Source organism: Arthrobacter sp. Z1-9, assembly GCF_054792695.1.
The window spans coordinates 2,483,399-2,509,689 of record NZ_CP096456.1 but is presented as its reverse complement, the minus strand read 5'-3'; the positions used below and the strand labels follow the sequence as shown (position 1 = coordinate 2,509,689).

The 26,291-nt window shown below is 66.1% G+C and carries 23 protein-coding genes; 18 read left to right on the top strand and 5 right to left on the bottom strand.

The window, feature by feature from the left end:
* The first annotated feature begins 281 nt into the window (after positions 1 to 281).
* Entirely contained in the window at positions 282 to 2,063 is a 1,782-nt protein-coding gene (locus tag M1D93_RS11620; protein WP_461171700.1) for a dynamin family protein, read from the top strand.
* Positions 2,060 to 3,676 carry a GTPase gene (locus M1D93_RS11615; RefSeq protein ID WP_461171699.1) on the top strand — a complete coding sequence of 539 codons (1,617 nt, stop codon included), beginning with the start codon at positions 2,060 to 2,062 and terminating at the stop codon, positions 3,674 to 3,676. Before M1D93_RS11620 ends, M1D93_RS11615 begins: the two co-directional genes overlap by 4 nt.
* Here M1D93_RS11615 and M1D93_RS11610 read toward each other — a convergent pair.
* Together M1D93_RS11610 and M1D93_RS11605 are read right to left on the bottom strand one after the other, a co-directional pair.
* Entirely contained in the window at positions 3,642 to 4,223 is a 582-nt protein-coding gene (locus M1D93_RS11610; protein ID WP_461171698.1) for a DUF1697 domain-containing protein, read from the bottom strand. The genes M1D93_RS11615 and M1D93_RS11610 overlap by 35 nt on opposite strands.
* Positions 4,224 to 4,276: 53 nt before the next feature.
* Entirely contained in the window at positions 4,277 to 4,996 is a 720-nt protein-coding gene (locus tag M1D93_RS11605; RefSeq protein ID WP_009356552.1) for an IclR family transcriptional regulator, read from the bottom strand.
* Positions 4,997 to 5,108: 112 nt separating this feature from the next.
* Here M1D93_RS11605 and leuC point away from each other — a divergent pair, with 112 nt between their 5' ends.
* From leuC to M1D93_RS11575, 6 genes are all read left to right on the top strand, one after another.
* On the top strand, positions 5,109 to 6,575 hold the full coding sequence (leuC, locus tag M1D93_RS11600; protein ID WP_461171697.1) for a 3-isopropylmalate dehydratase large subunit: 1,467 nt from the start codon (positions 5,109 to 5,111) through the stop codon (positions 6,573 to 6,575).
* A gap of 8 nt (positions 6,576 to 6,583) precedes the next feature.
* Positions 6,584 to 7,186: a 3-isopropylmalate dehydratase small subunit gene (leuD, locus tag M1D93_RS11595; protein WP_461171696.1), complete on the top strand. Its 603-nt coding sequence runs from the start codon at positions 6,584 to 6,586 to the stop codon at positions 7,184 to 7,186.
* Positions 7,187 to 7,336: 150 nt separating this feature from the next.
* Complete coding sequence (murA, locus tag M1D93_RS11590) at positions 7,337 to 8,662, top strand: UDP-N-acetylglucosamine 1-carboxyvinyltransferase (RefSeq protein WP_461171695.1); 1,326 nt, start codon at positions 7,337 to 7,339, stop codon at positions 8,660 to 8,662.
* Positions 8,663 to 8,672: 10 nt separating this feature from the next.
* Positions 8,673 to 9,449 carry a lysophospholipid acyltransferase family protein gene (locus M1D93_RS11585; RefSeq protein ID WP_461171694.1) on the top strand — a complete coding sequence of 259 codons (777 nt, stop codon included), beginning with the start codon at positions 8,673 to 8,675 and terminating at the stop codon, positions 9,447 to 9,449.
* Complete coding sequence (locus tag M1D93_RS11580; protein WP_461171693.1) at positions 9,439 to 10,491, top strand: NAD(P)H-dependent glycerol-3-phosphate dehydrogenase; 1,053 nt, start codon at positions 9,439 to 9,441, stop codon at positions 10,489 to 10,491. Before M1D93_RS11585 ends, M1D93_RS11580 begins: the two co-directional genes overlap by 11 nt.
* A 2-nt stretch (positions 10,492 to 10,493) precedes the next feature.
* Positions 10,494 to 11,642, top strand: coding sequence for a D-alanine--D-alanine ligase family protein (locus tag M1D93_RS11575; protein WP_461171692.1), 1,149 nt, complete (start codon positions 10,494 to 10,496; stop codon positions 11,640 to 11,642).
* Between the two features lie 32 nt (positions 11,643 to 11,674).
* Here the strand turns inward: M1D93_RS11575 and M1D93_RS11570 are convergent, their stop codons facing one another.
* The gene (locus M1D93_RS11570) at positions 11,675 to 12,178 is read right to left on the bottom strand and encodes a DUF3515 domain-containing protein (protein ID WP_461171691.1); all 504 of its coding nucleotides are present in this window, start codon (positions 12,176 to 12,178) and stop codon (positions 11,675 to 11,677) included.
* A 92-nt stretch (positions 12,179 to 12,270) separates the two neighbouring features.
* Here M1D93_RS11570 and thiL point away from each other — a divergent pair, with 92 nt between their 5' ends.
* From thiL to rsmD, 4 genes are read left to right on the top strand one after another with little or no spacing between them, the layout of a single operon-like run.
* Positions 12,271 to 13,317: a thiamine-phosphate kinase gene (gene thiL, locus M1D93_RS11565; RefSeq protein ID WP_461171690.1), complete on the top strand. Its 1,047-nt coding sequence runs from the start codon at positions 12,271 to 12,273 to the stop codon at positions 13,315 to 13,317.
* A 22-nt stretch (positions 13,318 to 13,339) separates the two neighbouring features.
* Positions 13,340 to 14,326 (top strand): DAK2 domain-containing protein, encoded by a 987-nt coding sequence (locus M1D93_RS11560; RefSeq protein WP_461171689.1) that lies wholly within the window; start codon positions 13,340 to 13,342, stop codon positions 14,324 to 14,326.
* Positions 14,316 to 16,580 carry an ATP-dependent DNA helicase RecG gene (locus tag M1D93_RS11555; protein ID WP_461171688.1) on the top strand — a complete coding sequence of 755 codons (2,265 nt, stop codon included), beginning with the start codon at positions 14,316 to 14,318 and terminating at the stop codon, positions 16,578 to 16,580. Before M1D93_RS11560 ends, M1D93_RS11555 begins: the two co-directional genes overlap by 11 nt.
* Positions 16,581 to 16,625: 45 nt before the next feature.
* On the top strand, positions 16,626 to 17,261 hold the full coding sequence (gene rsmD / locus M1D93_RS11550) for a 16S rRNA (guanine(966)-N(2))-methyltransferase RsmD (RefSeq protein WP_461171687.1): 636 nt from the start codon (positions 16,626 to 16,628) through the stop codon (positions 17,259 to 17,261).
* Positions 17,262 to 17,295: 34 nt separating this feature from the next.
* Here rsmD and M1D93_RS11545 read toward each other — a convergent pair whose 3' ends face one another.
* Entirely contained in the window at positions 17,296 to 18,090 is a 795-nt protein-coding gene (locus M1D93_RS11545; protein ID WP_461171686.1) for a spermidine synthase, read from the bottom strand.
* On the bottom strand, positions 18,090 to 19,319 hold the full coding sequence (locus M1D93_RS11540) for an aminotransferase class I/II-fold pyridoxal phosphate-dependent enzyme (protein WP_461171685.1): 1,230 nt from the start codon (positions 19,317 to 19,319) through the stop codon (positions 18,090 to 18,092). The genes M1D93_RS11545 and M1D93_RS11540 overlap by 1 nt, the downstream gene beginning before the upstream one ends.
* Positions 19,320 to 19,362: 43 nt before the next feature.
* On the opposite strand from M1D93_RS11540, the gene coaD reads away from it, so the two are divergent.
* The 6 genes from coaD (at position 19,363) to smc (ending at position 26,232) form a co-directional block, all read left to right on the top strand.
* The gene (gene coaD / locus M1D93_RS11535) at positions 19,363 to 19,863 is read left to right on the top strand and encodes a pantetheine-phosphate adenylyltransferase (RefSeq protein ID WP_461171684.1); all 501 of its coding nucleotides are present in this window, start codon (positions 19,363 to 19,365) and stop codon (positions 19,861 to 19,863) included.
* A gap of 123 nt (positions 19,864 to 19,986) precedes the next feature.
* Entirely contained in the window at positions 19,987 to 20,511 is a 525-nt protein-coding gene (locus tag M1D93_RS11530; RefSeq protein WP_458782138.1) for a YceD family protein, read from the top strand.
* Between the two features lie 36 nt (positions 20,512 to 20,547).
* Positions 20,548 to 20,751, top strand: a complete 204-nt coding sequence (gene rpmF / locus M1D93_RS11525) for a 50S ribosomal protein L32 (RefSeq protein ID WP_009356569.1) — start codon at positions 20,548 to 20,550, stop codon at positions 20,749 to 20,751.
* A 21-nt stretch (positions 20,752 to 20,772) separates the two neighbouring features.
* Positions 20,773 to 21,501 (top strand): ribonuclease III, encoded by a 729-nt coding sequence (gene rnc, locus M1D93_RS11520; RefSeq protein ID WP_461175000.1) that lies wholly within the window; start codon positions 20,773 to 20,775, stop codon positions 21,499 to 21,501.
* Between the two features lie 5 nt (positions 21,502 to 21,506).
* Positions 21,507 to 22,511 (top strand): bifunctional DNA-formamidopyrimidine glycosylase/DNA-(apurinic or apyrimidinic site) lyase, encoded by a 1,005-nt coding sequence (mutM, locus tag M1D93_RS11515; RefSeq protein ID WP_461171683.1) that lies wholly within the window; start codon positions 21,507 to 21,509, stop codon positions 22,509 to 22,511.
* A 133-nt stretch (positions 22,512 to 22,644) separates the two neighbouring features.
* Positions 22,645 to 26,232 (top strand): chromosome segregation protein SMC, encoded by a 3,588-nt coding sequence (gene smc / locus M1D93_RS11510; protein ID WP_461171682.1) that lies wholly within the window; start codon positions 22,645 to 22,647, stop codon positions 26,230 to 26,232.
* Positions 26,233 to 26,291: the final 59 nt, after the last annotated feature.

Here is a 26,291-nt window from a genome sequence, read left to right as displayed (position 1 = left end):
CTCCTGCAGTGAATCGTGGAACGCCCCTTCACCTCCTGCAATGAATCGTGGAACGCCCCATCAGCTTCTGCAACGAATGGTGGAAACGCTCCATCACCTCAGCAGAAACTTCCCAAACGCGGCCCGGGCAGCACCACCGTCGAATGCCACCCAGAAACTGATAGGGCGATGCCCCAAAAGGTGCAGGAGGTGGTGGGGCGTTGCGGTAAAGGGTGCGGGAGGTGGTGGGGCGTTGGGCAGGAAACGGCACCATCCCCGCCGTCAACTGGCATGATGTTGCTGTGACTTCCCGGAACGAGCAAGACTCCCCGCACGATTCGCAGACCGCCCCGCCCGCACTGGCGGCAGTGACCCTGCTGGAAGAGGTGCGCGATGATCTTGCCGCCGCAGGGCTTCCGCTGGCCCTGCCGGACGCAGAGCGGGCCCGAGGCAATGCCGCCGGCGCCGTCGCCCAGCTCGACGACTACATCCTCCCGCGGTACCGAAGCCTGGACGCCCCGCTCCTGGCCGTAGTTGGAGGTTCCACCGGTGCGGGCAAGTCCACGCTCGTCAACGCCCTTGTTGGCCACCCCGTCACCCGTTCGGGCGCCATCCGCCCCACAACCCGCCAGCCAATCCTTCTGCACCACCCGTCGGAGGCAGTCTGGTTTGAAGGCCACCGCGTCCTGCCCAACCTGAGCAGGATCCGCGGATACGTCGCCAGCAAACCGGTGCCTGCCAGCCGGGCAGGCGCCATCCCGGACGCGGGCGCAATGACTTCCCTGGTGCTTGTGGCCGATCCTGCTGTCCCCGCAGGAATCGCAGTCCTGGATGCTCCCGACGTCGATTCCATCTCCGACGACAACCGCAGGCTGGCAGCGCAGCTCCTTGCTGCAGCCGATCTGTGGATCTTCGTGACAACCGCTAACCGCTACGCGGACGCCGTCCCGTGGAAACTGCTCCTGGACGCAGCCTCGCGGGACATCATGGTGGCTGTGGTGCTGGACCGGGTTCCGCCGGGGGCGGAAAAAGAAGTCAGTGAGGACCTGCGCAACCTCCTTGACCGCGAGGGCCTCGGCGCGGCACAGCTGTTCATGATCCCCGAGACATCCCTGGATTCGCTGGGCATGCTCCCGCCCGGCACCGTCCTCCCGTTGAAGACGTGGCTGGGAGAGCTGGCCGCAGATGCTGCCGGCCGTTCAGAGATCGCCCGCCGCACGCTGAACGGAACCGTCAGGGCATTGGCCGGACGCGTCGCTGACGTGGCACAGGCGGCCAGGGAGCAGCAGGCCGCCGCGGACAGCCTGGAAGCCGCTGCCGTGTCCGCCTACCGCGATGCTGCCGGCCGGATTCTCGACTCCACCAGGGACGGGGCGCTGCTCCGGGGAGAGGTGCTGGCCCGCTGGCAGGACTTCGTGGGCACCGGCGAGTTTTTCAGGGCCCTGGAACAGAACGTGGGCCGGTTCCGCGACCGGTTGGGGGCCTTCTTCAGGGGCGAGCCGCCGCCCGCGGTGAGCGTCGAGGCAGCCATCGAGACGGGCCTGCAGGCCGTCATCATCGATGAAGCTGCAAATGCCGCCGAGGACACCGACCAGCGCTGGCGAAGCGACCCGGCAGGGCGCCAACTGCTGGGGACAGACGACCTTTCGGGGACCACTCCGGGCTTCGAGGACCGGGCGGCCGCCGAAATCAGGGCTTGGCAGGAGGCCCTGATGGAACTCATCCGCACCGAAGGCCAGGGGAAGCGGACCCAGGCCCGCTGGCTGGCCTTCGGGATCAACGGGCTGGGGGCCGCCCTGATGATCGTTGTGTTCTCGATGACCGCCGGCCTGACAGGACTTGAGGTAGGAGTGGCAGGCGGAACCGCCGTCGTGGGCCAGCGGCTGCTCGAAGCGGTCTTTGGCGAGGACGCAGTACGGCGCATGGCCGAAAAAGCGCGGGAGGACCTGCACGCCCGCTGCCAACGGCTGTTGAAGGACGAGCAGCGGAAGTTCCTTTCCCGGCTGCCGGAGCGCGATGAAAGCGCCCCGCAGACCCTCGCTGCCCATGCTGCCGCCCTGGTCCGTCTGGCGGATACGGCATGAGCCGCCACAGCGACACCAAGGACGCGTCCCGGCTTGACCGTCGGCTCGCGGCCCTCAACGACGCGCGCGAACTCGGCGAAGGTGTCCTCCCCGATGACTCGCTCCATGAGGTGTTCACCGTCCTGGAGCGTGCCAGTTCACGCCGGTCGCTTTCGGCTGACCACACTGTGGTGGGCTTCTTTGGTGCCACCGGAAGCGGCAAATCCTCCTTGTTCAATGCGGTCAGCGGAGCTGAGATCGCGACGGCGGCAGCGCGCCGGCCTACGACGTCGGAACCTTTGGCGGGGGTGTGGGGAGCGGAGGGCAGCGAACCGCTGCTTGACTGGCTGGAGGTCCGCAACCGGCACCATGCGGCGGCTGTGGAAGGCTTTGCTGACGAAGACACCGGCCTGATCCTGCTGGACCTGCCGGACTTCGATTCCACCCGGGCGTCCAACCGCGAAGTGGTCCAGCGGATGGTGGGCCTCGTGGACGTCCTGGTGTGGGTCCTTGATCCCCAAAAGTATGCCGACGCAGCCGTGCACGATGATTTCCTGTCGCGCCTGGCGTCCCACGGTGCCGTGACGCTGGTGGTCCTCAACCAGGTGGACCGGCTTCCCGCGCATGACGTTGAGCCCGTACTGGAATCGCTGCGTTCCATCCTTGCCCGCGACGGTCTGGCCAAGGTCCAGGTGCTGGCGGCCTCCGCCCTGACAGGTACGGGAGTGGACAAGGTGCGGGCCGCCATCCGAAGTGTTGCGGTCAAGCGCAAAGCCCAGTCGCAGCGGCTCGCTGCCGACATCACCAGGGCCACAGAGGAACTGGGTGCCGTTTCCGGCGGGGGAGAGGCCGCCGGGGTCCGGGCGGCGGGAAAGACGCGCCTGGCCGGGGAGCTCGCCGTGGCAGCCAATGTACCGACCGTGGTCCGGGCGGTTGGCCGGTCCTACCGGCTCGAGTCAGTGAAGCGCACGGGGTGGCCCGTCACCAGATGGCTGTCCAGGTTCCGGCCTGATCCGCTACGCCGGCTCAATCTGCGAAGTGCAACACCTTCCGAGCTGAACCGGACCTCCCTGCCGCCGGCCGGGGCGCCGGAACGCGCGCGGACGGACGCAGCGGTCCGGGACTTCGCCGACGCCGCCAGCGCAGGCGCGCCCGGCCCCTGGCGGGCAGCCATCCGGGGCGCTGCCCGGGAGGGGAGGGAGCAACTGCCTGACGCCCTTGACCAGGCGATTGCCGGAACGGACCTCGCGGCCGACCGCAGGTCCTGGTGGTGGGGGCTGTTCAACGTGGTGCAATGGCTGGCACTTCTGACGGTGTTGGGAGGTCTCGGCTGGCTGGGCGTCCTGGCCGCCCTCGGCTATCTCCAGATGCCCGTTCCCGAGGTGCCCAGGGTGGAGGGCTGGCCCCTGCCTACGCTGATGATCGCGTCTGGGGTGGTGCTGGGGATCTTTCTCGCCATTACCGGACGTTTTATTGCCGCCGCCGCGGCCAATGCGCGCGCGGCCAGGGCGCGGAAGCGGCTCAACGCTGCAGTTTCCTCCGTTGCCCAGGAGCTGGTGGTGGAGCCGGTGGAGGTGGAAGTCAGCAGGCTTGCCGCTTTTAATGCCGCGCTGAGGACGGCCGGGGCGGGATAGAACTGCCGGCCGCGAGTTCGGCAGCGGCGTCCCGGACCTTAATCATGGTCCGCAGGTTGCGGGTGGTGGTGGAGGCCTTGAACCTGGCTTTGGCCGAGATTTTGCTGAAGGGGCTATCCAGTGTTCCGCCGGCCGGAGCCAGCCAGGCCAGTGCTTCCGGCCCCAGCCTCGTCTGCTCCGTCCCGTCCAGTGCAGCTCCCGCCGCGTCAAGTTCATCAAGCATTGCTTGGTCCGAGGAAAGCGTGATGTAGGTGTGGGTGCTTTTATCGTCGTCCGGGTAGGGGCATGCTTCCACGAGTTCGGCCACCCTGCCTGCATCGAGCACCACCACCCAGGCGTCATAGCCAAAGGCGTCACGGAGGCATTTTTCGCACTCCCGCTTTACAGCAGCCGCATCCAGGCTGCTGGCCAGCACCACGTTTCCGCTGGCAAGCAGGGTGCGGGCATCGGAAAAGCCCGCGTCCTTCAGGGCCCCCCGGAGGTCGGCCATTGTGACGTTGATGCCGCCCACGTTGATGCCCCGGAGAAACACTGCATAGCTGCCCATGGCGAGAATCCTAGCGCCCGCAGCCAATGAGGCTGCCGGCCGCTGTTCTCACGTTAGTCGTTGTTCTTGCGCAGGGCCTCGGTGAGGATACGGCCGGCGTTGCAGACCACTTCTGCATGCAGCCGGCCCGGCTGGCGGGTGAGGCGCTCGATCGGGCCGGAAATTGAAACGGCGGCTATCACCCGGCCGGAAGGACCACGCACCGGTGCGGAAACTGAGGCTACCCCCGGCTCGCGTTCGCCGAGGCTCTGGCCCCAGCCCCGCCGTCGTACGCCTGCCAGGACGGTGGGCGTGAAGCGGGCCGACTGCAGCCCTTCCAGCAGGCGGTCGTGGTCCTCCCAGGCGAGCAGCACCTGTGCCGCCGATCCTGCCTTCATGGACAGCTGTGTGCCTACCGGGATGGTGTCGCGCAAGCCAATAGGGCGCTCGGCGGAGGCCACGCACACGCGCCAGTCGCCCTGGCGGCGGAAGATCTGGGCACTTTCGCCCGTGGCGTCGCGCAACTGCATCAGCACCGGACCCGCAGAAGCAATCAGACGGTCCTCGCCGGCAGCGGAAGCGAGCTCCACCAGGCGGCTTCCCAGGACAAAACGCCCCTGTATGTCACGGCTCACCAGCCGGTGGTGCACCAAGGCAAGGGCAAGACGATGGACAGTGGGGCGCGCAAGGCCGGTAGCCGCGACCAGCTGCGCCAGAGTGGTGGGGCCGGCCTCCAGTGCATCAAGCACCTGGGCCGCTTTATCTATGACACCGACTCCACTAGAATTGTCCATGTAATGATATTGCCGTCTCATTATCTGAGATGCAAATCTTTCGGCTGGCGCAGTGCAAGGCGTACTGGTTCAGTGGAATACATCAGCCAAACAGCAGTGAAGGGAGATGGCCATGGCAAAGACATTGGCCGAGAAAGTCTGGGACGCGCACGTGGTGCGCAAAGGCGATGGCGACGGAGCCAATGCCCAGCCCGACCTTCTCTTCATCGACCTCCACCTTGTCCACGAGGTCACATCCCCGCAAGCCTTTGAGGGCCTGCGGCTGGCCGGCAGGAAACTGCGCCGGCCGGACCTGACCATCGCCACGGAGGACCACAACACTCCCACGCTGGACATCGATAAGCCTATCGCCGACCTGACCAGCCGCACGCAGATCCAGACGCTGCGGAACAACTGTGCTGAATTCGGTGTCCGCCTGCATTCCCTCGGTGACGCCGAGCAGGGCATCGTCCACGTGGTGGGGCCGCAGTTGGGGCTGACGCAGCCCGGCATGACGGTGGTCTGCGGCGACTCGCACACCTCCACGCATGGAGCTTTCGGCGCCCTGGCCATGGGCATTGGAACTTCCGAGGTGGAGCATGTCATGGCCACCCAGACGCTGTCCCTGAAGCCGTTCAAAACGATGGCCATCAACGTCGAGGGGACACTGCGTCCCGGTGTCACGGCCAAGGACATCATCCTCGCCGTCATCGCCAAGATCGGCACCGGCGGCGGCCAGGGCTACGTCCTGGAATACCGCGGTTCCGCCATCCGCGCGCTGTCCATGGACGCCCGCATGACCATCTGCAACATGTCCATTGAAGCCGGCGCGCGTGCCGGCATGGTGGCGCCGGACGAAACCACCTACGAGTTCATGAAAGGCCGCCCGCACGCCCCTGAGGGTGCTGACTGGGACGCCGCCGTCGAGTACTGGAACACGCTGCGCACCGACGACGACGCCACCTTCGACGCCCAGGTGGACCTGGACGCCGACACGCTGGAGCCCTTCGTCACCTGGGGCACCAACCCCGGGCAGGGCGTCTCGTTGTCCGAGTCTGTCCCGTCCCCCGAGGACTTCGGCGACGAAAACGCCAAGGCCGCAGCGGAACGCGCCTTGCAGTACATGGGACTGGAAGCCGGCACACCCATGAAGGACATCCGGGTGGACACCGTGTTCCTGGGCTCCTGCACCAACTCCCGGATGGAGGACCTGCGCGCCGCCGCGGACATCATCCGCGGACGCCAAAAGGACCCGAACATCCGGATGCTGGTGGTGCCCGGTTCGGCACGGGTCCGCCTGGAAGCGGAGGCCGAGGGGCTGGACAAGGTCTTCAAGGACTTCGGCGCCGAATGGCGTTTCGCCGGCTGCTCCATGTGCCTGGGCATGAACCCGGACCAGCTGGAAGTGGGGGAGCGCTGTGCCTCCACCTCCAACCGCAACTTCGAAGGGCGCCAGGGCAAGGGCGGCCGCACCCACCTGGTCTCCCCGGTGGTTGCCGCGGCCACCGCCATCCGCGGCACGCTCAGCTCGCCGTCGGACCTGGATCCCGATCCGGCGGTTGAGCCTGTCCAGACCCCCATCCGCACCGACGCCGCCTAGGACACGCCATGGAAAAGTTCACCACCCACACCGGAATCGGCGTCCCGCTCCGCCAGAGCAACGTGGACACGGACCAGATCATCCCCGCTGTCTACCTCAAGCGCATCACCCGCACCGGCTTCGAGGACGCCCTGTTCTCGGCATGGCGCAAGGACCCGTCCTTCATCCTGAACCAGGCGCCTTTCAGCGCCGGATCCGTCCTCGTGGCTGGTCGGGATTTCGGCACCGGGTCCTCCCGCGAGCATGCGGTATGGGCACTGAAGGACTACGGTTTCAAAACCGTGCTCTCCTCCCGGTTCGCCGACATTTTCCGCGGCAACTCGGGCAAGCAGGGACTGCTGGCAGCCGAAGTCGCCCAGGACGACATCGAACTGATCTGGAAGGAACTGGAGAACGCTCCCGGAACCGAGGTCACCGTGGACCTCGTCTCCAAAACGGTGGTGTGCGGCAACATCGTGGCACCGTTTGAAATCGACGATTACACCCGGTGGCGCCTGCTCGAAGGCCTGGACGATATCGGGCTGACCCTCCAGCACGAGGCGGACATCACGGCCTACGAAGCCACCCGGCCCGCCTTCAAGCCCAAAACCCTGCCGGCCCGCCTTTCCTGAGCCGGCTCCAGCAGCTCTGACAAGGGCGACGGCGGTGCGCCACGCCCTGCCGCCGTCGCCCGCGTATTTCGGTTCGGTAACGCGACCTCCTATGCTTGGTTGGAGCCTTTGCAAGGATTTGGGGGCTAGTCATCGTTAGGAAACCGGTATATGAGTAGTGTTCTGACCATCCGCGGCGGAGTCCCGCTGACAGGCCGCGTCACCGTCCGGGGAGCGAAGAATCTCGTTCCCAAGGCCATGGTGGCTGCCCTGCTGGGCAACGAACCGTCGGTGTTGCGGAACGTGCCGGAGATCAAGGACGTGGAGGTAGTCACCTCCCTCCTCCAGCTGCACGGAGTGACAGTAGATAAGGACCCGGTCAACGGGGACCTGACGCTGGACCCGAAGGCAGCCAAGACTGCGCCGAGCACCGCCATCGACGCGCATGCCGGTGACTCCCGGATTCCCATCCTGCTGTGCGGCCCCCTGATCCACGCCATCGGCGAAGCGTTCATCCCCGATCTCGGCGGCTGCAAGATCGGCGACCGTCCCATCGATTACCACCTGGACGTGCTGCGCCAGTTCGGTGCCGTGGTGGAAAAGCGGCCCGGCGGCATCCACATCTCCGCTCCCAAGGGGCTGCACGGCGCGAAGATCTCCCTTCCCTACCCTTCGGTCGGCGCCACCGAGCAGGTGCTGCTGAGCGCCACCCGCGCCGAGGGCATCACAGAACTTTCCGGGGCCGCAACGGAGCCGGAAATCATCGACCTCATCGCTGTGCTGCAGAAGATGGGTGCGATCATCAGCGTCCAGACCGACCGCACCATCCGCATCGAAGGTGTCCGCGACCTTGGCGGCTACAACCACCGGGCGCTTTCGGACCGCAACGAGTCGGCGTCATGGGCTTCCGCTGCCCTGGTGACAAAGGGCGACATCTACGTTGAAGGCGCCTCCCAGCGCGACATGATGACTTTCCTCAACACCTACCGCAAGGTGGGGGGCGGCATGGACATCGGTGAGGAAGGCATCCGCTTCTACCACCGCGGCGGGAAGCTCAACCCGCTGGTCCTGGAAACGGACGTGCACCCCGGCTTTATGACCGACTGGCAGCAGCCGCTGGTGGTGGCGCTGACCCAGGCCGAGGGCGTCTCCATCGTCCACGAGACGGTCTACGAGAACCGCTTTGGCTTCACTGATGCCCTGATCCGGATGGGCGCCAGCATCCAGGTGCACCGGGAGTGCCTGGGCAGCGTGCCCTGCAGGTTCGGCCAGCGCAACTTCCTGCACTCCGCCGTTATTTCAGGGCCCACACAGCTCAAGGGAACCGACATCGACGTTCCGGACCTGCGCGGCGGCTTCAGCCACCTGATCGCGGCCCTCGCCGCCACCGGAACCTCACGCGTGACCGGAATCGACATCATCAACCGGGGCTACGAGCGTTTCACCGAAAAGCTCGCGGGACTGGGTGCGGACTTCGACATCACCACAACGAAGTAGCGGTACCGACGTGAAGGAATCGGCCAAGAGCCGCGCGACCCTTGCGGTGGTCGCAGCAATAGTTCGTCCCTTGTTCAATCTCATGATGGACAAGAAGTGGGAGGGCACCGAAAAGCTGCCCGCCGGCGGTTTCATCGCAGCGCCTAACCACTGCACCGAGATCGACCCGCTGATCATCGGCCACCTGCTCTATAACCACAAGCGTGCACCGCACTTCCTGGCGAAATCCGGACTCTTCAAGGTTCCGGTTCTGGGCTGGGTCCTGCGCGCAACGAAGCAGATTCCCGTGGAGCGTTCGACGGCGGGAGCGAACCGGTCCCTTCAGCTCGCGCAGGAGATTGTCGCCGAGGGCGGAGCGATCATCATCTATCCCGAAGGCACCCTCACCCGGGATCCGGACCTGTGGCCCATGAAGGGCCACACCGGTGCTGCCCGGCTTGCCCTTGAGGGCGGCATTCCGGTGGTTCCGATTGCCCACTGGGGAGCCCACGAGGTCTTCCCGCGATATGGCAAGCGGTTCCACCTGTTCCCGCGCAAGAAGTCGAGGGTGGTAGTGGGCGAGCCCGTGGATTTGAGCGCGTTCACCGGCCGTCCCCTGGACAAGGCCACGCTGACCGGGGCCACCGACGCCATTATGGATGCCATCACGCAACTCGTCGGGGAGATCCGCGGCGAGCAGCCTCCGGCGGAGCGCTGGGATCCGGCCAAGCAGCAGCAGGCAAAACACGGCCGCTTCGTGGAGCGCGGGCAGCAGCAAACCGGCGAACGGATGGCCGGTGACGCTTGAGGGTAATCACCTCGGTTCGGCCCGTTCCGTAGCAGTGCTGGGCGCGGGCTCCTGGGGGACGACGTTCGCCAAGATCCTGGCGGATGCGGCAACGGCGGCAGGCGAGCCGCGCGCCATCCGCCTCTGGGGCCGGCGGAGCGAAGTGGTGGAGGAAATCAACACCTACCACCGCAACTCGCAGTACCTGAAGGACATTGCCCTCCCGGACAGCATCACGGCGTCGACGGATGTGCGCGAGGTATTCGACGGCGCGGATCTGGTGGTCCTGGCCGTGCCGGCCCAGTCCCTGCGGCCGCAGTTGCGCGGCTGGAAGGACATGATCGCCCCCGGGGCGACGGTGGTTTCCCTGATGAAGGGCCTTGAGCTGGGCACCGACGCCCGGATGAGCGAGGTCATCAGCGAGGAACTCGGACTGCCCACCGACTGCATTGCCATCGTCTCAGGACCAAACCTTGCCATGGAGATTGCCCGCGAAGAGCCCACGGCCTCCGTGGTGGCCTGCACAGACCCGGCTACGGCAGGCTGGATCGCACGCAGCTGCACAGCCCCCTACTTCCGGCCTTACACCACCTCGGACATCGTCGGCGTGGAAATCGGCGGCATCGTCAAAAATGTCATTGCGCTGGCGGTGGGCATCTGCGAGGGCAGGCAAATGGGGGACAACACCAAAGCCTCGGTGATCACCCGCGGACTCGCTGAGACGTCCCGCCTTGCCCTGGCCTTGGGTGGGGACGCGAAAACGATGGCCGGCCTGGCCGGCCTCGGCGACCTGGTGGCGACCTGCTCCTCGCCCCTGTCGCGGAACCATACTGCAGGCCGGCTGCTGGGCCAGGGCCTCACGCTGGAGGAAGTGGGCCAAAAAATGACCCAGACCGCCGAAGGCATCAAATCCGGCCAGGCCGTCCATGAACTGGCAGCAAAGCTGGGCGTCGACATGCCCATCACGGCCGCCGTCGTCGCCGTGCTGGCAGGCAAGCTGTCCGTTGACCAACTGGGGCCTGTCCTGCTGGCCCGGGAACTGAAACCTGAAGGCGATTACTGACAATGTCCCATGACAAACTGACCGCAGCAGAACCGGCCGGCGGGTCCAAGCCCAGGGTGGCCGTACTTTTCGGCGGCCGTTCCAGCGAACATGCCGTCAGCTGCGTGACCGCCGCCGGTGTCCTCGGTGCGATCAACAAGGATAAGTACGAGGTCATCCCCATCGGGATCGCCAAGTCAGGGCAGTGGGTGCTGGCCGCGGGCGACACCGCCCAATGGTCCCTGGCAGCGTCCTCCCTGCCGGAGGTGCTCCCGTCGACGCAAACCGTGACGCTGGCCCAGATCGGCGGCGAACACCAGCTGATTGTGGCCGCGCCGAACGAGGTCCCCCAGGAACTCGGTGCCGTGGACGTCGTATTCCCGCTGCTTCACGGCCCCTTCGGAGAAGACGGCACCATCCAGGGGCTGCTGGAACTCTCCGACACCCGGTACGTCGGAGCCGGCGTCCTGGCCTCGGCAGTGGGCATGGACAAGCATTATATGAAAGTTGTTTTTGAAGCCGCAGGCCTTCAGGTTGGTCCCTACATCGCCGTGACCGACAGGCAATGGCGCAAGGACGCGGAATCCGTTCGGAAACAGGTGGACCTGCTCGGCTTCCCCGTTTTCGTTAAGCCTGCCCGGGCCGGATCGTCCATGGGAATCTCCAAGGTGGACTCACTCGATGAGCTCGACGCCGCCATCGAGGAAGCACGGCGGCACGACCTCAAACTGGTCATCGAAGCCGGAATCACCGGCCGGGAAATCGAGTGCGCCGTCCTGGAAGGCAGGGGCACCGACGCTCCCCGGACCTCCATGCCCGGCGAGATCTCCGTCGCTGGCGGGAGCCACGAGTTCTACGACTTCAACGCGAAGTACGTCGAGGACGATGCCGCATCACTGAGCTGCCCGGCAGACCTCCCGGAGGAAGCGATCGCCAGGGTACGGGAGCTCTCCGCAGCCGCCTTTGACGCGGTGGGCGCAGAGGGCCTGAGCCGGGTGGATTTCTTCTACACGCCGGACGGCCAGCTGATCATCAACGAGATCAACACCATGCCCGGCTTCACGCCCAAGAGCATGTACCCGCAGATGTGGGCCGCATCCGGGCTGGACTACGCCGAGCTGATTGACGAACTCATCTACCTGGCCTTGAACCGGAAGACGGGCCTCCGCTAGGAGTCGCTCGTTGGTGGTTGAGCCAGTCGAAGCTACTGGCTTTTCGGCAGGTTCTGCAGCTCTTCCTGGCCCACGCAGTTCCTGAGGGGCGGGATCTCACCGGCAGCCGCGGCAAGATCGGCCAGGACAGTGGCAGAGCTGATCTTGTCCGGATCCATCAGTATTTCGGCGGCGGGTTCCCTGCCGTAGGTGGTCAGTGTCCAGACGGGGTCGCCTTCCTTGATCACCCAGTCGATCCCGTTGACGGTCACGCACCGGTCGGTGGTGGGCCCGGGCACATTCACCCCGCAGCGAAGTACCACAAGGGAAGGGTCACCCCATACCGCAGTGGCCTGGCTGTTCGTCTTGCGCAGCGCCGAATCACCGATGGCTTCCGGCAAGGCCACCATCATGGGAGCGCACGCGGGGTTGGCGGCATCCCGGGCTGCGGGGACGTCCACGGCAGGGGAGCACGCCGCCAGGGCGAGGGAAGCAACAATCCCAGTCAGCGCCATCCTGGCAGCTCGGGCGGGCAGGGACAGCTGTGGACGGTGCATATCTTCAAGACTATCCCTGCGGCCCCGCTGTTCCTGACACGGTTATGGCGGTCCGGGCCGCCGTTGTCGGATGCCCGCTGTAGCGTAGTGGCGTGCCTGAAAAGCGTTTGACCGTCCAAGTGCAGCCGCCCGCCGTCGCCGCCCTCTCCGAAGCAGAGCTGCTGGCGCGGATATTTCCACGCCTTTCCCTGGGATCTGACCACTCCCGGGCCACCCTGCTCGGTCCCGGCGACGATGCCGCCGTTGTCGCGGCGCCGGACGGCAGGACGGTCATCAGTATTGACACCCAGGTCCAGGACCAGGATTTCCGGCTGGAATGGCCCAACGGCTACCGGACCACTGGTTTCGACGTCGGTTGGAAAGCCGCGGCGCAGAACCTCAGCGACATCAATGCGATGGGAGCCACCGCCATGTCCTTGGTGGTGAGCCTCACCCTTCCCCCGGAGACGCCCATTGATTGGGTGGAGGACCTGGCGGATGGACTGACAGCGGGAATCAGGGGCCTGGGAGCAGGCAGGTGTTCGGTGGCGGGAGGCGACTTGGGCCGCGGCCGGGAAATTTCCGTCACGGTTGCGGTCCTGGGCAGCCTCGATGGCCACCACCCGGTCCTTCGCTCGGGCTCCCGGCCCGGGAATGTCCTGGCGCTTGCCGGAACGGCCGGCCATGCTGCCGCCGGCCTGGCCATCCTCGAGTCTGCCGTAAACGTCAACGTCCTTGGCCCTGAACAGCGTGTCTTCCTGGACCTCCAGTGCAGGCCCAGGCCTCCTCTTTCCGCCGGCCCTGCGGCCAGGGCCGCGGGCGCCACTGCCATGCTGGATGTCTCGGATGGCCTGCTGCGGGACGGGTTGCGGCTGGCGGTTGCCAGCGGCGTCCACCTGGATTTGGATCCGGCGCCGTTACGGACGCTGGCGGAGGTGCTGCGGCCCGCCTCGGAACTGCTGGGAACAGATCCGATGCCGTGGGTGCTGGGCGGCGGGGAGGACCACGGGCTGCTCGCCACATTCCCGCCAGATGTTCAGCTGCCCCGCGGATTCACTGCGATAGGCTCAGTACAAGCAGTGGGAAGCAACGAAAGCCCGAGCGTCACAATAGCGGGCCGGTCCGCAGACACCGGGGGATGGGATCACTTTGCAGACTAAGGTTGCCGCCAACGCGCAAGCGATGAAGAGGTGGTTGGGCAAGGCTGAGACCGTGCTGGGGAACCACAGCGACCGCCTCAACGCCATCAATATCTTCCCGGTGGCGGACGGCGACACAGGCACCAACTTGTACATCACCGTCCGCGCAGCCGCCCGCTCTGCCGCGGCAGCCGGCGACCAGCCTGCACAACTGGACGTTGGGGCTGTACTGGCCACTGCCGGCCAGGCGGCCATGGAAGAGGCAAGGGGAAATTCCGGCACCCTGTTCTCCGTTTTCCTTTGCGCGGCGGCCGAACCACTGGCAGGCCACACCCGCCTGACCTCCACACTGCTGGCGGCTGCCCTGAACCGCGCCCAAATCCGCGCGTGGTCGGCCCTCAGTGATCCCGTCCCGGGAACGATGCTTTCAGTCATGGAGGCTGCGGCACGGGCCGCCGCCGCCGTGGATGCCGGACAAAACCATGATGACAGCAACCACGCCCTGGGCCTGGCCCTGGATGCCGCCGTCGAAGCGGCCCTGGCCGCCGTCATCCGCACTGAGGACCAGCTCGATGCCCTGACATCCGCGCGGGTGGTGGACGCCGGCGGAGTGGGAATGCTCCTGATCCTGGACTGCCTCCGGTCCGCCGTCCTGGGCGAGGAACTCCAAAGCGAGCTCCTCGATGGGCTGCACGGCTATGACGTGTCAGATCCCCACATCCACACTGCCATGCCGGATGACGACGGCGTCGAAGTGATGTGCACCATCAACCTCTCGCCCCTGAATGCCGCCAGCCTCCGGCAACAGCTCGATGAGATCGGCGAGTCCGTCATCATGAGCCAGGTGGGCAGCAACCCCGACAGCGACGGGAACTACCGCTGGCGTGTCCACGTCCACGTTCCCGCCCCCGAAGCCGCCGTTGCCATCATCCGGTCCCTCGGGGAGCCGGCCCAGATCAGTATCAGCGAACTCGCCCTGCCGCGGGAACCGCACACGGATGCAGTGAACTCCAGTGGGCATGAACGCTGAAATGGACCTTGCGCTGGAGCGCAGGATAGGAAAACGTTCCGCGGCGGTGATCGAAAAACACCTCGGCATCACCACAGTGGAAGGCCTGCTGCATTACTTTCCGCGCCGCTACATGTCCCGGGGCGAGCTTACGCCCATCAGCGAGCTTCCGCTCGACGAGGAAGTCACCCTCATTGCCAGGGTGCTGTCCAGCAGCACACGGAACATGCAGGCGCGGCGGGGAACCATCACCGACGTCATAGTGTCCGACGACGACGGGCAGCAGGGGCTTCGGCTGGTAGGCGGCCGGGACTACCGCGGCAAAGTTCCCGGCACCCTCAAAATCAGCTTCTTCAACGGATACAAAGCGAAAGCGGAACTCCTGCAGGGACGCCGGGCCCTGTTCTCGGGAAAAGTCACAAGCTTCAAGGGATCGCTTGGCCTGACCAACCCGGACTTTCAGCTCCTGGACGAAGACCCGTTCAGCGAGGGCGGCCAGGACCCGGAAAAACTCGCGGCCATGCCCATCCCGGTCTACCCGGCAACGGCGAAACTTCCCAGCTGGAAAATCCAGAAGACCATCGGCACACTGTTGGAAACCCTGGACCTGGACGCCCTGCCCGATCCCGTCCCCCCGGCAGTCGCTGCCCGCGAAGGTTTCCTGCCGCTGGCCCAGGCGTACCGGCTCATCCACGCTCCCGAGTCCTCTGACGACTGGCGCCGGGCGCGCGACCGGTTCCGGTACCACGAGGCGCTGGTACTGCAGTCCGCGCTGGCCAGGCGCCGGGCACAGCTGGCCGCGGAAGAAGCCACGGCACGCCGGCCGGTCGCTGACGGCCTCCTTGCCGCGTTCGATGCCAACCTCCCGTTTACCCTCACAGCCGGGCAGGCCGCCGTCGGGAAGACCTTCGCAGCGGAACTTGCCCGGGACGCTCCCATGAACCGGCTGCTGCAGGGCGAAGTAGGGTCCGGTAAGACCATCGTGGCGCTGCGTGCCATGCTGCAGGTGGTGGACGCCGGGGGACAGGCGGCACTGCTGGCGCCCACCGAAGTCCTCGCCGCCCAGCACTTCGAGTCGATCCGCCGCTCACTCGGGCCGCTCTCCAGGGACGGTCTGCTGGGAGGGCTCGACGACGCGTCCGTCCAGGTCACGCTGCTGACCGGTTCCATGCCTGCCGCCGCCCGAAAGCAGGCCCTGCTCGACGCCGCCTCCGGCACGGCCGGGATCATCATCGGCACCCATGCCCTCCTCAGCGGAAACGTCACGTTCTACGATCTTGGCCTGATCGTGGTGGACGAGCAGCACCGCTTCGGCGTGGAGCAACGCGATGCACTGCGCGCCAAAGCCAGGAAGCCGCCCCACCTGCTGGTCATGACCGCCACCCCCATCCCGCGGACCGTTGCCATGACCGTGTTCGGGGACCTTGAGACGTCGGTCCTCGACGAGCTCCCCGAGGGCCGGGCACCTATCAGCACGCATCTGGTGGGGCTTGCGGAGAATCCTGCCTGGGCCGGCCGCATCTGGGCCCGTTCCCGTGAGGAAATCGACGCCGGACACCAGGTGTACGTCGTCTGCCCGAAGATCGGCACCGATGACGACGGCGATTTCAGCCCCGGGGAAGCCGACCTGGCCGAGGGCTCGGATGGCGAAAACGGACGGGAACTGGCATCGGTTAACGCCGTTGTCGAACAGCTTCTGGACGAGCCCGCCCTTTCCGGGGTTCCGTTGGCACCACTGCACGGCCGCCAGCCGCCCGAAGTGAAGACCGCCGCCATGGCGGGCTTTACGGCAAACACCGTCAAGCTGCTGGTCTCCACCACCGTGATCGAGGTGGGCGTGGACGTTCCCAACGCCACCCTTATGGTCATTCTCGACGCCGACAGGTTCGGCATCTCCCAGCTGCACCAGCTGCGCGGCCGGGTGGGCCGGGGCGGCCTGCCGGGGACCTGCCTGCTGGTCACCGCGCTGGAACCTGAACACCCCAGCCGGCGGAGGCTGGACGCCGTGGCGGCCACCACGGATGGTTTCGAACTGTCCCAGGAGGACCTGAAGCTGCGCCGCGAGGGTGACATCCTGGGCGCCTCCCAGTCCGGCGGGCGCTCCACCCTGAGACTTTTGCGTGTGCTCGAGCATGAAGCTGTCATCAGCCGCGCCCGGGACGACGCCCAGCAGATTGTGGCGCAGGACCCGTCCCTGGGCGCACACCCGGATCTCGCAGAGGCCATCGACAAGTACCTGAACCCCGAGAAGGAGGCGTTTCTTGAACGCGGTTAGCACGGTTGAGTCCAGAGCACACGGCGTCCGAAGCGGGGGTTCCGAATGAGCCGCATCATCTCCGGCGCTGCCGGCGGTACGCCGCTCCAGCCTGTTCCGGGTTCCCTGACCAGGCCCACCACTGACCGCGTCAAGGAGGCGCTGTTCTCGCGGCTGGACGCCTTTGACGTCATCACCGGTGCGCGGGTCCTGGACCTCTATGCGGGCTCAGGTTCGCTGGGGGTGGAGAGCGGCAGCAGGGGCGCGCAGACCGTGGACCTGGTGGAATTCGACGCGAAGGCAAGCGCCGTTTGCCAGCGCAACGCTGACTTGATCAATGGTGTTTTGGGCCGCAAAGCCGTGACGGTCCACCGCTCGAAGGTGGAGCCTTTCCTGGAACGCGCCGCCGCCACCGCAACCTGGGACCTGGTGTTCCTGGACCCGCCCTATCCGCTGGAGGAGGCCGCGCTGTCCGCGGTGCTCGAAAAGCTCGCTGCCCACCTTTCGCCGGCGGCTGTGGTGGTGGTGGAACGGTCGTCCCGTTCCCCTGAGCCGGCTTGGCCCGGCGGCCTGGCTCGGTTCGCGGAGAAGAAATACGGTGAGACCCGGCTGTGGTACGCAGAGCCTTTTGTACCGGACGCCATTGACCCTGACGTGGTTGACCAGGACCTGGTCGATCAGGATGTGGTTGATCAGGACTAGGCTTACCAGGACTAGGCTTACCAGGACTGGGTGATCAGGTTCGGGGCGCGAGCATGTCCAGGTCCACGCCGGCCAGGACTTTGGCGGGATGCGGGCCGCGGGACACCAATGCTTCGGACCAGCCTTCCGGCCAGGGCGTCTGCGTGCCGGCGAGGACGATGTTGCCCGGGTAGCGGCCCTCGAACATGCCCGCTTCGGCAAACGCCGCTACGTCGCCCATTGCCTGCCGCATCGCCGCGACCTGGCTGCGGACCAGGGTGAGGCCCGGCTCGTCGCCCACGTTGACAATCAGCAGCCCGCCCGGGGTGAGCCGTTCCCGCACCTCACTGTAAAACTGTGTGCAGGCAAGGTGTGCCGGTGCTTCCGGCCCGGAGAAAATGTCGAGGATCACGACGTCGAACCGGAGTCCGGGCTCGAGGTCAGCGAGGGCAGCGCGGGCGTCGCCGATAATGGTGTGCAGGTCCGTCCCCTCCGGGAGGGGCAGGTGGCGCAGGACGAAATCCAGCAGTTCGCGTTCCAGTTCCACCGCGTACTGAACGGATCCGGGCCGGGTCGCCTCGATGTAGCGTGCCAGCGTCAGCGCCCCGGCTCCCAGATGCAATGCCGTCACGGGCTGTCCGGGTGATGCGGCCAGGTCCACCAGGTGGCCGATCCGCCGCAGGTACTCGTAGAAAATCTCGTCCGGGTGTGCAAGGTTCACGTGGGACTGCTCCGCGCCGCCGATGCTCAGTACGTAGCTGCCGCTGGTGAAGGCGTCCGGTTCAATGGTTGCGTGCTGCCCGGTGGTTCGCAGGAACCGTTCCACCCTCCCGCCGCTGCCTGCCGGCATCAGAGCCGTCCGCTGAGGGTGGCGAGCCGGGCGGCCGCCTCCTCCAGGACTTCGGTCTTCTTGCAGAACGCAAACCGAAGGAGGCTCCGCGTCCTCTCAGCACCTTCGGGGTGGCAGAAAACGGGAACCGGGATCGCGGCCACGCCCACCAGGTCCGGGAGCCGGCGTGCAAGGTCCACGGAGTCATGGATGCCCAGCGGCGCGGTGTCCACGTTGACGAAGTACGTTCCCTGCGGTGTGAAAACGTCGAAACCGGCTGCCCGAAGGCCTTCGCTGAGGATGTCGCGCTTGTGCTTCAGGGTGGCCGCAACACCGCTGTAAAAAGCGTCCGGCAGGCCGAGCCCGCCCGCAATGGCTGACTGGAACGGCGTGCCCGAACTGTAGGTGAGGAACTGTTTAACCGTGCGTACCGCGGACACGAGCTCCTCCGGGCCGGTAAGCCAGCCAATCTTCCAGCCGGTCAGAGAGAACGTCTTGCCGGCTGAGGAAATGGTGATGGTCCGGTCGGCGGCTCCCGGCAGGGAGGCCACCGGGACGTGGCGGTCGCCGAAGGTGAGATGTTCGTACACCTCGTCAGTGACGATCAGGCAGTCGTGCTTCCGGGCCAAGTCCACGACGCGCTGCAGCACCGGGCGCGGAAAGACGGCGCCGGTGGGGTTATGGGGATTGTTCAGCAACACGATCCGGGTCCGCTCGTTGAAGGCTGCCTCCAGCGCGGTGAGGTCCGGCATGAAGTCCGGGGCCAGCAGGGGAGCCGTCACGTGCGTGGCACCTGAGAGGCCGATGACTGCGCCGTAGGAATCGTAGAACGGTTCAAAGGTCAGGACTTCGTCCCCTGGTCCTGCAAACGCCAGCAGGGAGGCGGCAATGCCCTCGGTGGCGCCGGTAGTGACGATCACCTCGGTCTGCGGGTCGGGGGAGAGTCCGTAGAACCTTTCCTGGTGCGCAGCCACTGCTTCCCGGAGTCCCGGCAGGCCTTTGCCCGGCGCGTACTGGTTTGCCCCGGAGGCGATCGCCTCGCGGGCGGCTTCGCGTATCTCCAGCGGCCCGTCCTCATCCGGAAAGCCCTGGCCCAGGTTGATTGCGCCGGTCTGCACCGCCAAGGCGGTCATTTCCTCGAAGATCGTGATTCCGAGCCCGCCGTCGGGCCCCAGGAGGTTGGCTCCGAGCGCCGTCCGCTGCCAGGGGGCGGGGGCCAGGGGGGTGGAAATTTCCCGTCGTGGATGCATCCAGTCATGGTATCCCGGCCTTTTCATGGGGTAGGTTCGGAGCATGAGACGAGCTGTCTGCCCCGGATCCTTTGACCCCATCCACAACGGCCATCTCGAGGTCATTGCACGGGCTGCAGGCCTCTTTGACGAGGTCATCGTTGCTGTGTCCACCAACCCTGCCAAGACGTACAGGTTCCCTTTGGGAGAGCGGCTGGAGATGGCGCGGGAAACCCTTGCTTCCCTTAAAGGCATTGTGGTGGAACCCGTTGGGGAAGGTCTCCTCGCCGAGTATTGCCGGCAGCGCGGCGTTTCAGCGATTGTTAAAGGCCTTCGGTCCTCCTCGGATTTCGACTACGAGCTTCCCATGGCCACCATGAACCGCCAGCTCAGCGGCGTGGAGACAGTGTTCCTGCCGGCCGAGGCCCACTACGTGCATTTGTCCTCCACCCTCATCAAAGAGGTTGCGAGCCTGGGCGGCAGCGTTTCGGACTATGTCCCCAGGTCGGTGCATCGAAGGATGCTTCCGGGCGAGTCTGCGCCTGAACAGCAGCCAAGAGGGTAGGCTAGTCCGGTACTTCGGCGCCGCCGGCTGCCTGGTTTGAGTCCCCGTGGCTCTTCAGGCTAAGATGGTACGTCGGTCATATGTTCAACAGGAGTTCTCATTAAACGAGATGCTGGTTCGCCCCTGGCGTTCGACGTCAAGGACCTCGGACGCAGTCCGGGAAGCATGCGGACACTGAAGGAACATGTACCCGCACCAAGTGATCTTGGTGTGGCGCTTATTGGTGTTCAGGAAGGCTCGGATATCGAGCTGGATCTGAGGCTTGAGGCCGTACACGAAGGAATTCTGGTATCAGGAACCGCGCTTGCCGAAGTAACCGGTGAATGCGGGCGATGCCTGGATCCCCTTGCGTATGACCTCGAGGTCAATGTGCAAGAACTTTTCTTCTATGAAGGCGCAGAGCTTTCGGACGAAGAAGATGATGAAGAGCAACGTCGAGTCGAGCACGATGTAATCGATCTTGAACCGGTGTTGCGGGACGCGGTTGTCACCAATCTGCCGTTCCAGCCGGTGTGCCGGGAAGACTGCCAGGGCCTTTGCTCCGAATGCGGAGTTCGCCTGGAAGACGAGCCGGGGCACCACCACGAGGTCCTGGATCCTCGCTGGGCTGCCCTAGCTGATATGGCTAAGCCTGACCGGCAAAATTGATTTGTACGTGTTTGTCTAGAGAGAAATGAGTTAGCCGTGGCTGTTCCCAAGCGGAAAATGTCTCGCTCGAATACCCGCGCCCGCCGCTCGCAGTGGAAGGCGACCGCCCCCCACCTGGTGAAGACCGTGGAGAACGGCCAGGTTACTTACAGCCTGCCGCACCAGGCAAAGGTTGTCACCGACTCGGCCGGCACTGCGCTGTTCCTTGAGTACAAGGGCCGCAAGGTCGCGGACGTCTAATCGGCCCCTCCGGCTGACATGATGTCTTCAACTGAAGAGCTTTTGAAGCGTCTCGGTGTCTCTATTGACGCCGGGACGCTTCGTCTTGCGCTCACACACCGTTCCTACGCCTACGAAAACGGCGGCATCCCTACCAATGAGCGGCTCGAATTCCTGGGTGATTCCATCCTGGGCTTCTCCGTGACGGACGCTCTGTACCGGGACAACCCGGACCTGCCCGAAGGTGACCTTGCCAAGCGGCGCTCCGCCGTGGTCAGCACCCGTGCCCTCGCAGGCATCGGACGCAGCCTCGGCATCGGCGACTACATCTACCTCGGGCAGGGCGAAAAGCTCACCGAGGGCAAAAACAAGGCCTCCATCCTTGCCGACACCATGGAGGCGCTCATCGGTGCCACCTACGTGTCCAACGACATCGAGACGGCCCGCCAGCTCGTGATGCGGCTGATCGGGCCGCTGCTCAAGGATGCTGCTGCCCTGGGCGCGGGAACCGACTGGAAGACCAGCATCCAGGAACTGGCAGCCAGCCGCCAGCTGGGAACCATCCACTATGCAGTGGAAGGTTCCGGCCCGGACCATGCGCGGATCTTTGCTGCCGTCCTGAACATCGGCGGGACGGCCTACGGCAAGGGCACCGGCCACTCGAAAAAGGAAGCGGAGCAGGAAGCTGCCGCCGACGCCTGGCGGGCGCTCACCGGCAACGCCGGTTCCGCGCCGGCCGGCAAGTCCGCCGGTTCCGTAGCTGCCAAGTAGGCGGCATGCCTGAACTCCCCGAGGTTGAGGTGGTCCGCCGCGGCCTGGTGAGCTGGGTCCGCGGCAGGACCATCGAACGCGTGGAGGTCCTGGACCAGCGCTCCATCCGCCGTCACGCGCTGGGCACCGAAGACTTCATCGGAAACCTCGAAGGAGCAACCGTTGCCGACGTCGTGCGGCGGGGCAAGTTCCTGTGGATGCCCCTGCTGGATGAATCTGCCCTTGCTGGCGTGCCGCGTCCTGACGTGCCGCTCCCTGACGAGCCTCTTCCTGACGGGCCTGCCGGCCCCCGGAAGGTGGCGCTGATGGCGCATCTGGGCATGAGCGGCCAACTGCTGATGCAGGACGGCAGTGTTGCGGATGAAAAACACCTTAAAGTAAGGATCCGGCTAAGTTCGCGCGACGGCATGCCGGAGCAGTTGCGGTTCGTGGACCAGCGGATCTTTGGCGGGCTGTTCGTCACCGCTTTGGTGCCAACGGACGACGGCGGCCCGGGCGGCCTCGCTGAATCGCCCCTTCCGCTGATCGCAGAGGAAGCGGCGCACATTGCGCGGGACCCCCTGGATCCGGCGTTTTCCTTTGACCTTTTCTACCGCCGCCTCCGCAGCCGCAAAACGGGCCTGAAGCGGGCCCTGCTGGACCAGGGCCTGGTGTCCGGCATCGGAAATATCTACGCGGACGAGGCGCTGTGGCGCGCCCGCCTCCACTTCGCCCGGCCCACCGACACCCTGCGCCGGGCCGAAGCGGAACGGGTTCTGGGCAGCGCCCGGGAGGTCATGCTGGATGCGCTTGCCGCCGGCGGAACCAGCTTCGACTCCTTGTACGTGAACGTCAACGGCGCCTCGGGATACTTCGACCGGTCCCTCAACGCCTACGGCCGCGAGGGGCAGCCGTGCAAGCGGTGCGCCGCTGCGGGAATCCACGCAACCATCCGCCGCGAGCAGTTCATGAACCGTTCCTCACACACCTGTCCCGTGTGCCAGCCCCGTCCCCGCAACGGCCGCTGGTAGTAGAACCGCCGGCCGGATGTCCTGGTGCCCTCGCGCAGGAGTAGTGGCCCGTCAATCCGGGCCATTTCGCCGGTAAGCAGTAGATTTGGTGCAGGGAAGCATCCGTCCCAGCCATCCAGGAGATCCAAAAGCCTTGCACCTCAAAAGCCTGACCGTCCGGGGGTTCAAGTCGTTTGCGTCCGCCACCACTTTCAATTTTGAACCCGGCGTCACTGCCGTCGTGGGCCCCAACGGTTCCGGCAAGTCCAATGTGGTGGACGCCCTGGCCTGGGTCATGGGGGAGCAGGGGGCCAAGACCCTGCGCGGCGGCAAGATGGAAGACGTCATTTTCGCCGGAACGTCCGGCCGGGCCCCGCTCGGGCGCGCCCACGTGTCGCTGACCATTGACAACACTGATGGTGCCCTGCCTATCGAGTACAGCGAAGTCACCATTTCCCGGACGCTCTTCAGGGCCGGCGGTTCCGAGTACGCCATCAACGGTGCGGGCTGCCGGCTGCTCGACATCCAGGAACTGCTGTCCGACTCAGGCCTGGGCCGGGAGATGCACGTCATAGTGGGCCAGGGCCAGCTGGACCGGGTACTCCACGCCACTCCGGAGGACCGCCGCGGCTTCATTGAGGAAGCCGCCGGAATCCTGAAGCACCGGCGCCGCAAGGAGCGGACAGTCCGCAAGCTGGAGGCCATGCAGGCCAACCTGCAGCGGCTTACCGACCTGACCGGGGAAATCAGGCGTCAACTGACCCCGCTGGGCAAACAGGCAGAGGTGGCCCGGCGCGCCCAGCGCGTCCAGTTCGACGTCCGTGATGCCCGGGCCCGGCTTCTCGCGGACGACCTCGTCCAGCTGCAGCAAGCATTGGAGCAGGACGTCGCGGACGAAGCTGCGCTCAAATCCCGGCGCGCCGCCGTCGAGCAGGACCTGGAAGCGGGGCGCCGGCAGCAGGCTGCCCTGGAGCAGTTGGCCGCGGAAGCCACCCCCAAGCTGAACGAGGCGAGGGACACCTGGTACCGGCTGACCGCCTCGCGTGAACGGCTCCGTTCCCTCGGGACGTTGGCGCAGGAACGCACCCGCCTGCTCGGGTCCACGGAGCCCCCGCCAGCTGGCCGCGATCCTGAACAGCTCGAGCGGCAGGCTGCACGGGTGCGCGGGGAACTTGCCGGGCTCGAACGCGACATCCTTAGTATGCGCAGTGGCCTTGAGGCCGCCAGCGCCGCGAAGGCGGAAGCGGAGGCTGCCGCCCTGGCCGAGGACAAGCGGCTCACGGCGGTGCTGCGGGCAGCCGCGGACCGGCGTGAGGGACTGGCCAGGCTGGCCGGGCAGGTTGCTGCGGCCAGGTCACGGGTGGAATCAGCGCAAGCCGAACTGGGCCGGCTCCGGGAATCCCAGGCCGCCGGGGCGGAACGGCGCGCACGCGCCCAGTCCGAGTTCACTGCGCTCGAAAACCAGGTGGCAGGGGTGGAAGAAGGGGAGGAGTCCCTGGACGCCGACTACGAGGCCGCCAGCGAAGCGCTCGATGCAGTGCTCCAGGACATCTCGGGCTTCAAAGCGGCCGTCAGCGAGGGAATCCGCAAGCGTGATGCGCTGGTGGCCCGCCGGGACGCCCTGCAACTTGGGCTGAACCGCAAGGACGGTGCCGGGCACATCCTTAATTCCGGACTGGCAGGGGTATTGGGAACCCTCGCCGGCGAGCTGACGGTGGAACCAGGCTATGAAACGGCCATCGCCGCCGCCCTGGGGGCAGCCTCGGACGCCGTCCTCGTACAGAACCATCAGGCTGCAGCCGCTGTGGTTCAACTGCTCAAGGACGACGACGCCGGGAGGGCCACGTTCCTGCTCGATGCTGCGGCTGCGGCGCAGGGAGCGGAAGCGGATGAAGGCGCGCCCCTGCCGGAAGGGGCCACTTGGGCAGCGGGACTGGTGCAGGACGCAGGACGCGCAGCGCCGGCGGTAAGGCACTTGCTGGCCGGCGCCGCCGTCGTCGCCGATGTCAAGGCGGCAGCCGCGCTGGTGTCCGCACACCCCGCAACCACCGCGGTAACCCGGGCAGGGGATGTTTTCACCGCGGTTTCAGCTACTGGCGGCTCGGCAAAGGCCCCGTCCCTCCTTGAGGTCCAGGCTGCCGTGGACGACGCCGAAAGCCAGCTTTCGTCCGTCACTGCCGAGCTGGAGCGGAACAGGTTTGCCCTGGCCGGGGCAGAGGCGCGGCGGGCTGAGACGCAGGAACGCGCCGACGCCGCCCTCGACCGGCTGCACGAATCAGATGCCAGGCTGGCGGCCGTGGCCGAACGCCTCGGCCACCTCAACTCAGTACTCCGCAGCGCGGTGGGTGAAAGCGAACGGCTTGCGGCGTCGCTGGCCCGAGCCGAAGCCAATGTGGCGGCCGAGCAGGAAGCGCTCGCCGCCGTCGCAACGCGGCTTGCCGCAGCCCAGGATGCGCCGCTGGAAGAGGAGCCCTCCACAGAGCACCGGGACGCCCTCGCGCAGGCTGCCTCAACAGCCCGCGCTGCCGAGGTGGAGGCCAGGCTGTCACTGCGCAGCGCCGAAGAGCAGTTGACCGCAACCCGGAACCGCGTCGATTCGCTGGAGCGCGCCGCTGCCACAGAGCGCCGCGCCCGGGAGGAAGCCGCCGAACGCGCCCGCCGCCGCCGGGCCCAGGCGAAACGGGCTGCCGCCGTAGCCGCCGCCGTCGAACTGGCCCTGCGGTACATGGATGTGTCCGTAGACCTGGCAAGGCACGAACGTGATCTTGCTGAAGAGAACCGGGAACAGCGGGACAAGGAACTGCTGCACATCCGGACAGCGAATGACCTGCTCGCGCGGGAACTTGCCGAGCTCACGGACAACGTCCACCGCGATGAACTGGCCCGCACCCAGCAACGTGCCCGCATCGAAGCCCTGGAAAGCCGCTCCATCGAGGAACTCGGGATCACCCCGGATGCCTTGGTGGCGGACTATGGGCCGGAAGTCCCCGTTCCGGTCCCGGCCGAAGAAAGCAGCGACAAGTGGGCCGCACTGCGTGCCCCGGTGGACGCCGGCGGAGCCGAAATTATCGAGGGCAAGCCCTATATCCGCGAGGAGCAGGAGAAGCGGCTCCGGAAGGCAGAACGCGATCTCGCCAGCCTGGGCCGGGTCAACCCCCTGGCGCTGGAGGAATTCGCCGCGCTTGAAGAGCGCCACCAGTTCCTCAGCACGCAACTGGAGGACCTGAAGGCCAGCCGCAAGGACCTTTTGGACATCATCAAGGAAGTGGACGACCGGGTCCAGCGGGTTTTCACGGAAGCCTTCGAGGATACCCAGGCGCAGTTCACCGGGGTCTTCGCCCGGTTGTTTCCAGGCGGAGAGGGACGGCTGGTACTCACGGACCCGGGGGACATGCTTACCACCGGCATCGAGGTGGAGGCCCGCCCTGCCGGCAAGAAAATCAAGCGGCTTTCGCTCCTGTCCGGCGGCGAACGCTCCCTGACGGCAGTGGCCCTGCTGGTTGCGATCTTCAAGGCGCGGCCCTCGCCGTTCTATGTGATGGACGAGGTGGAAGCTGCCCTGGATGACACAAACCTGGGCCGCCTCATCACCATCTTCGAGGAACTCCGGGAGTCCAGCCAGCTCATTGTCATCACCCACCAGAAGCGGACCATGGAAGTAGCCGATGCCCTCTATGGTGTGACCATGAGGGGCGACGGCGTCTCCACCGTTATCAGCCAGCGCCTGGGCGCGGAGGTGTAGGCAGGGTTAACCGCCCCTGGGCTGCCCCTGCGCCTGCGCCGCCCGTAACGCCCGCTGCG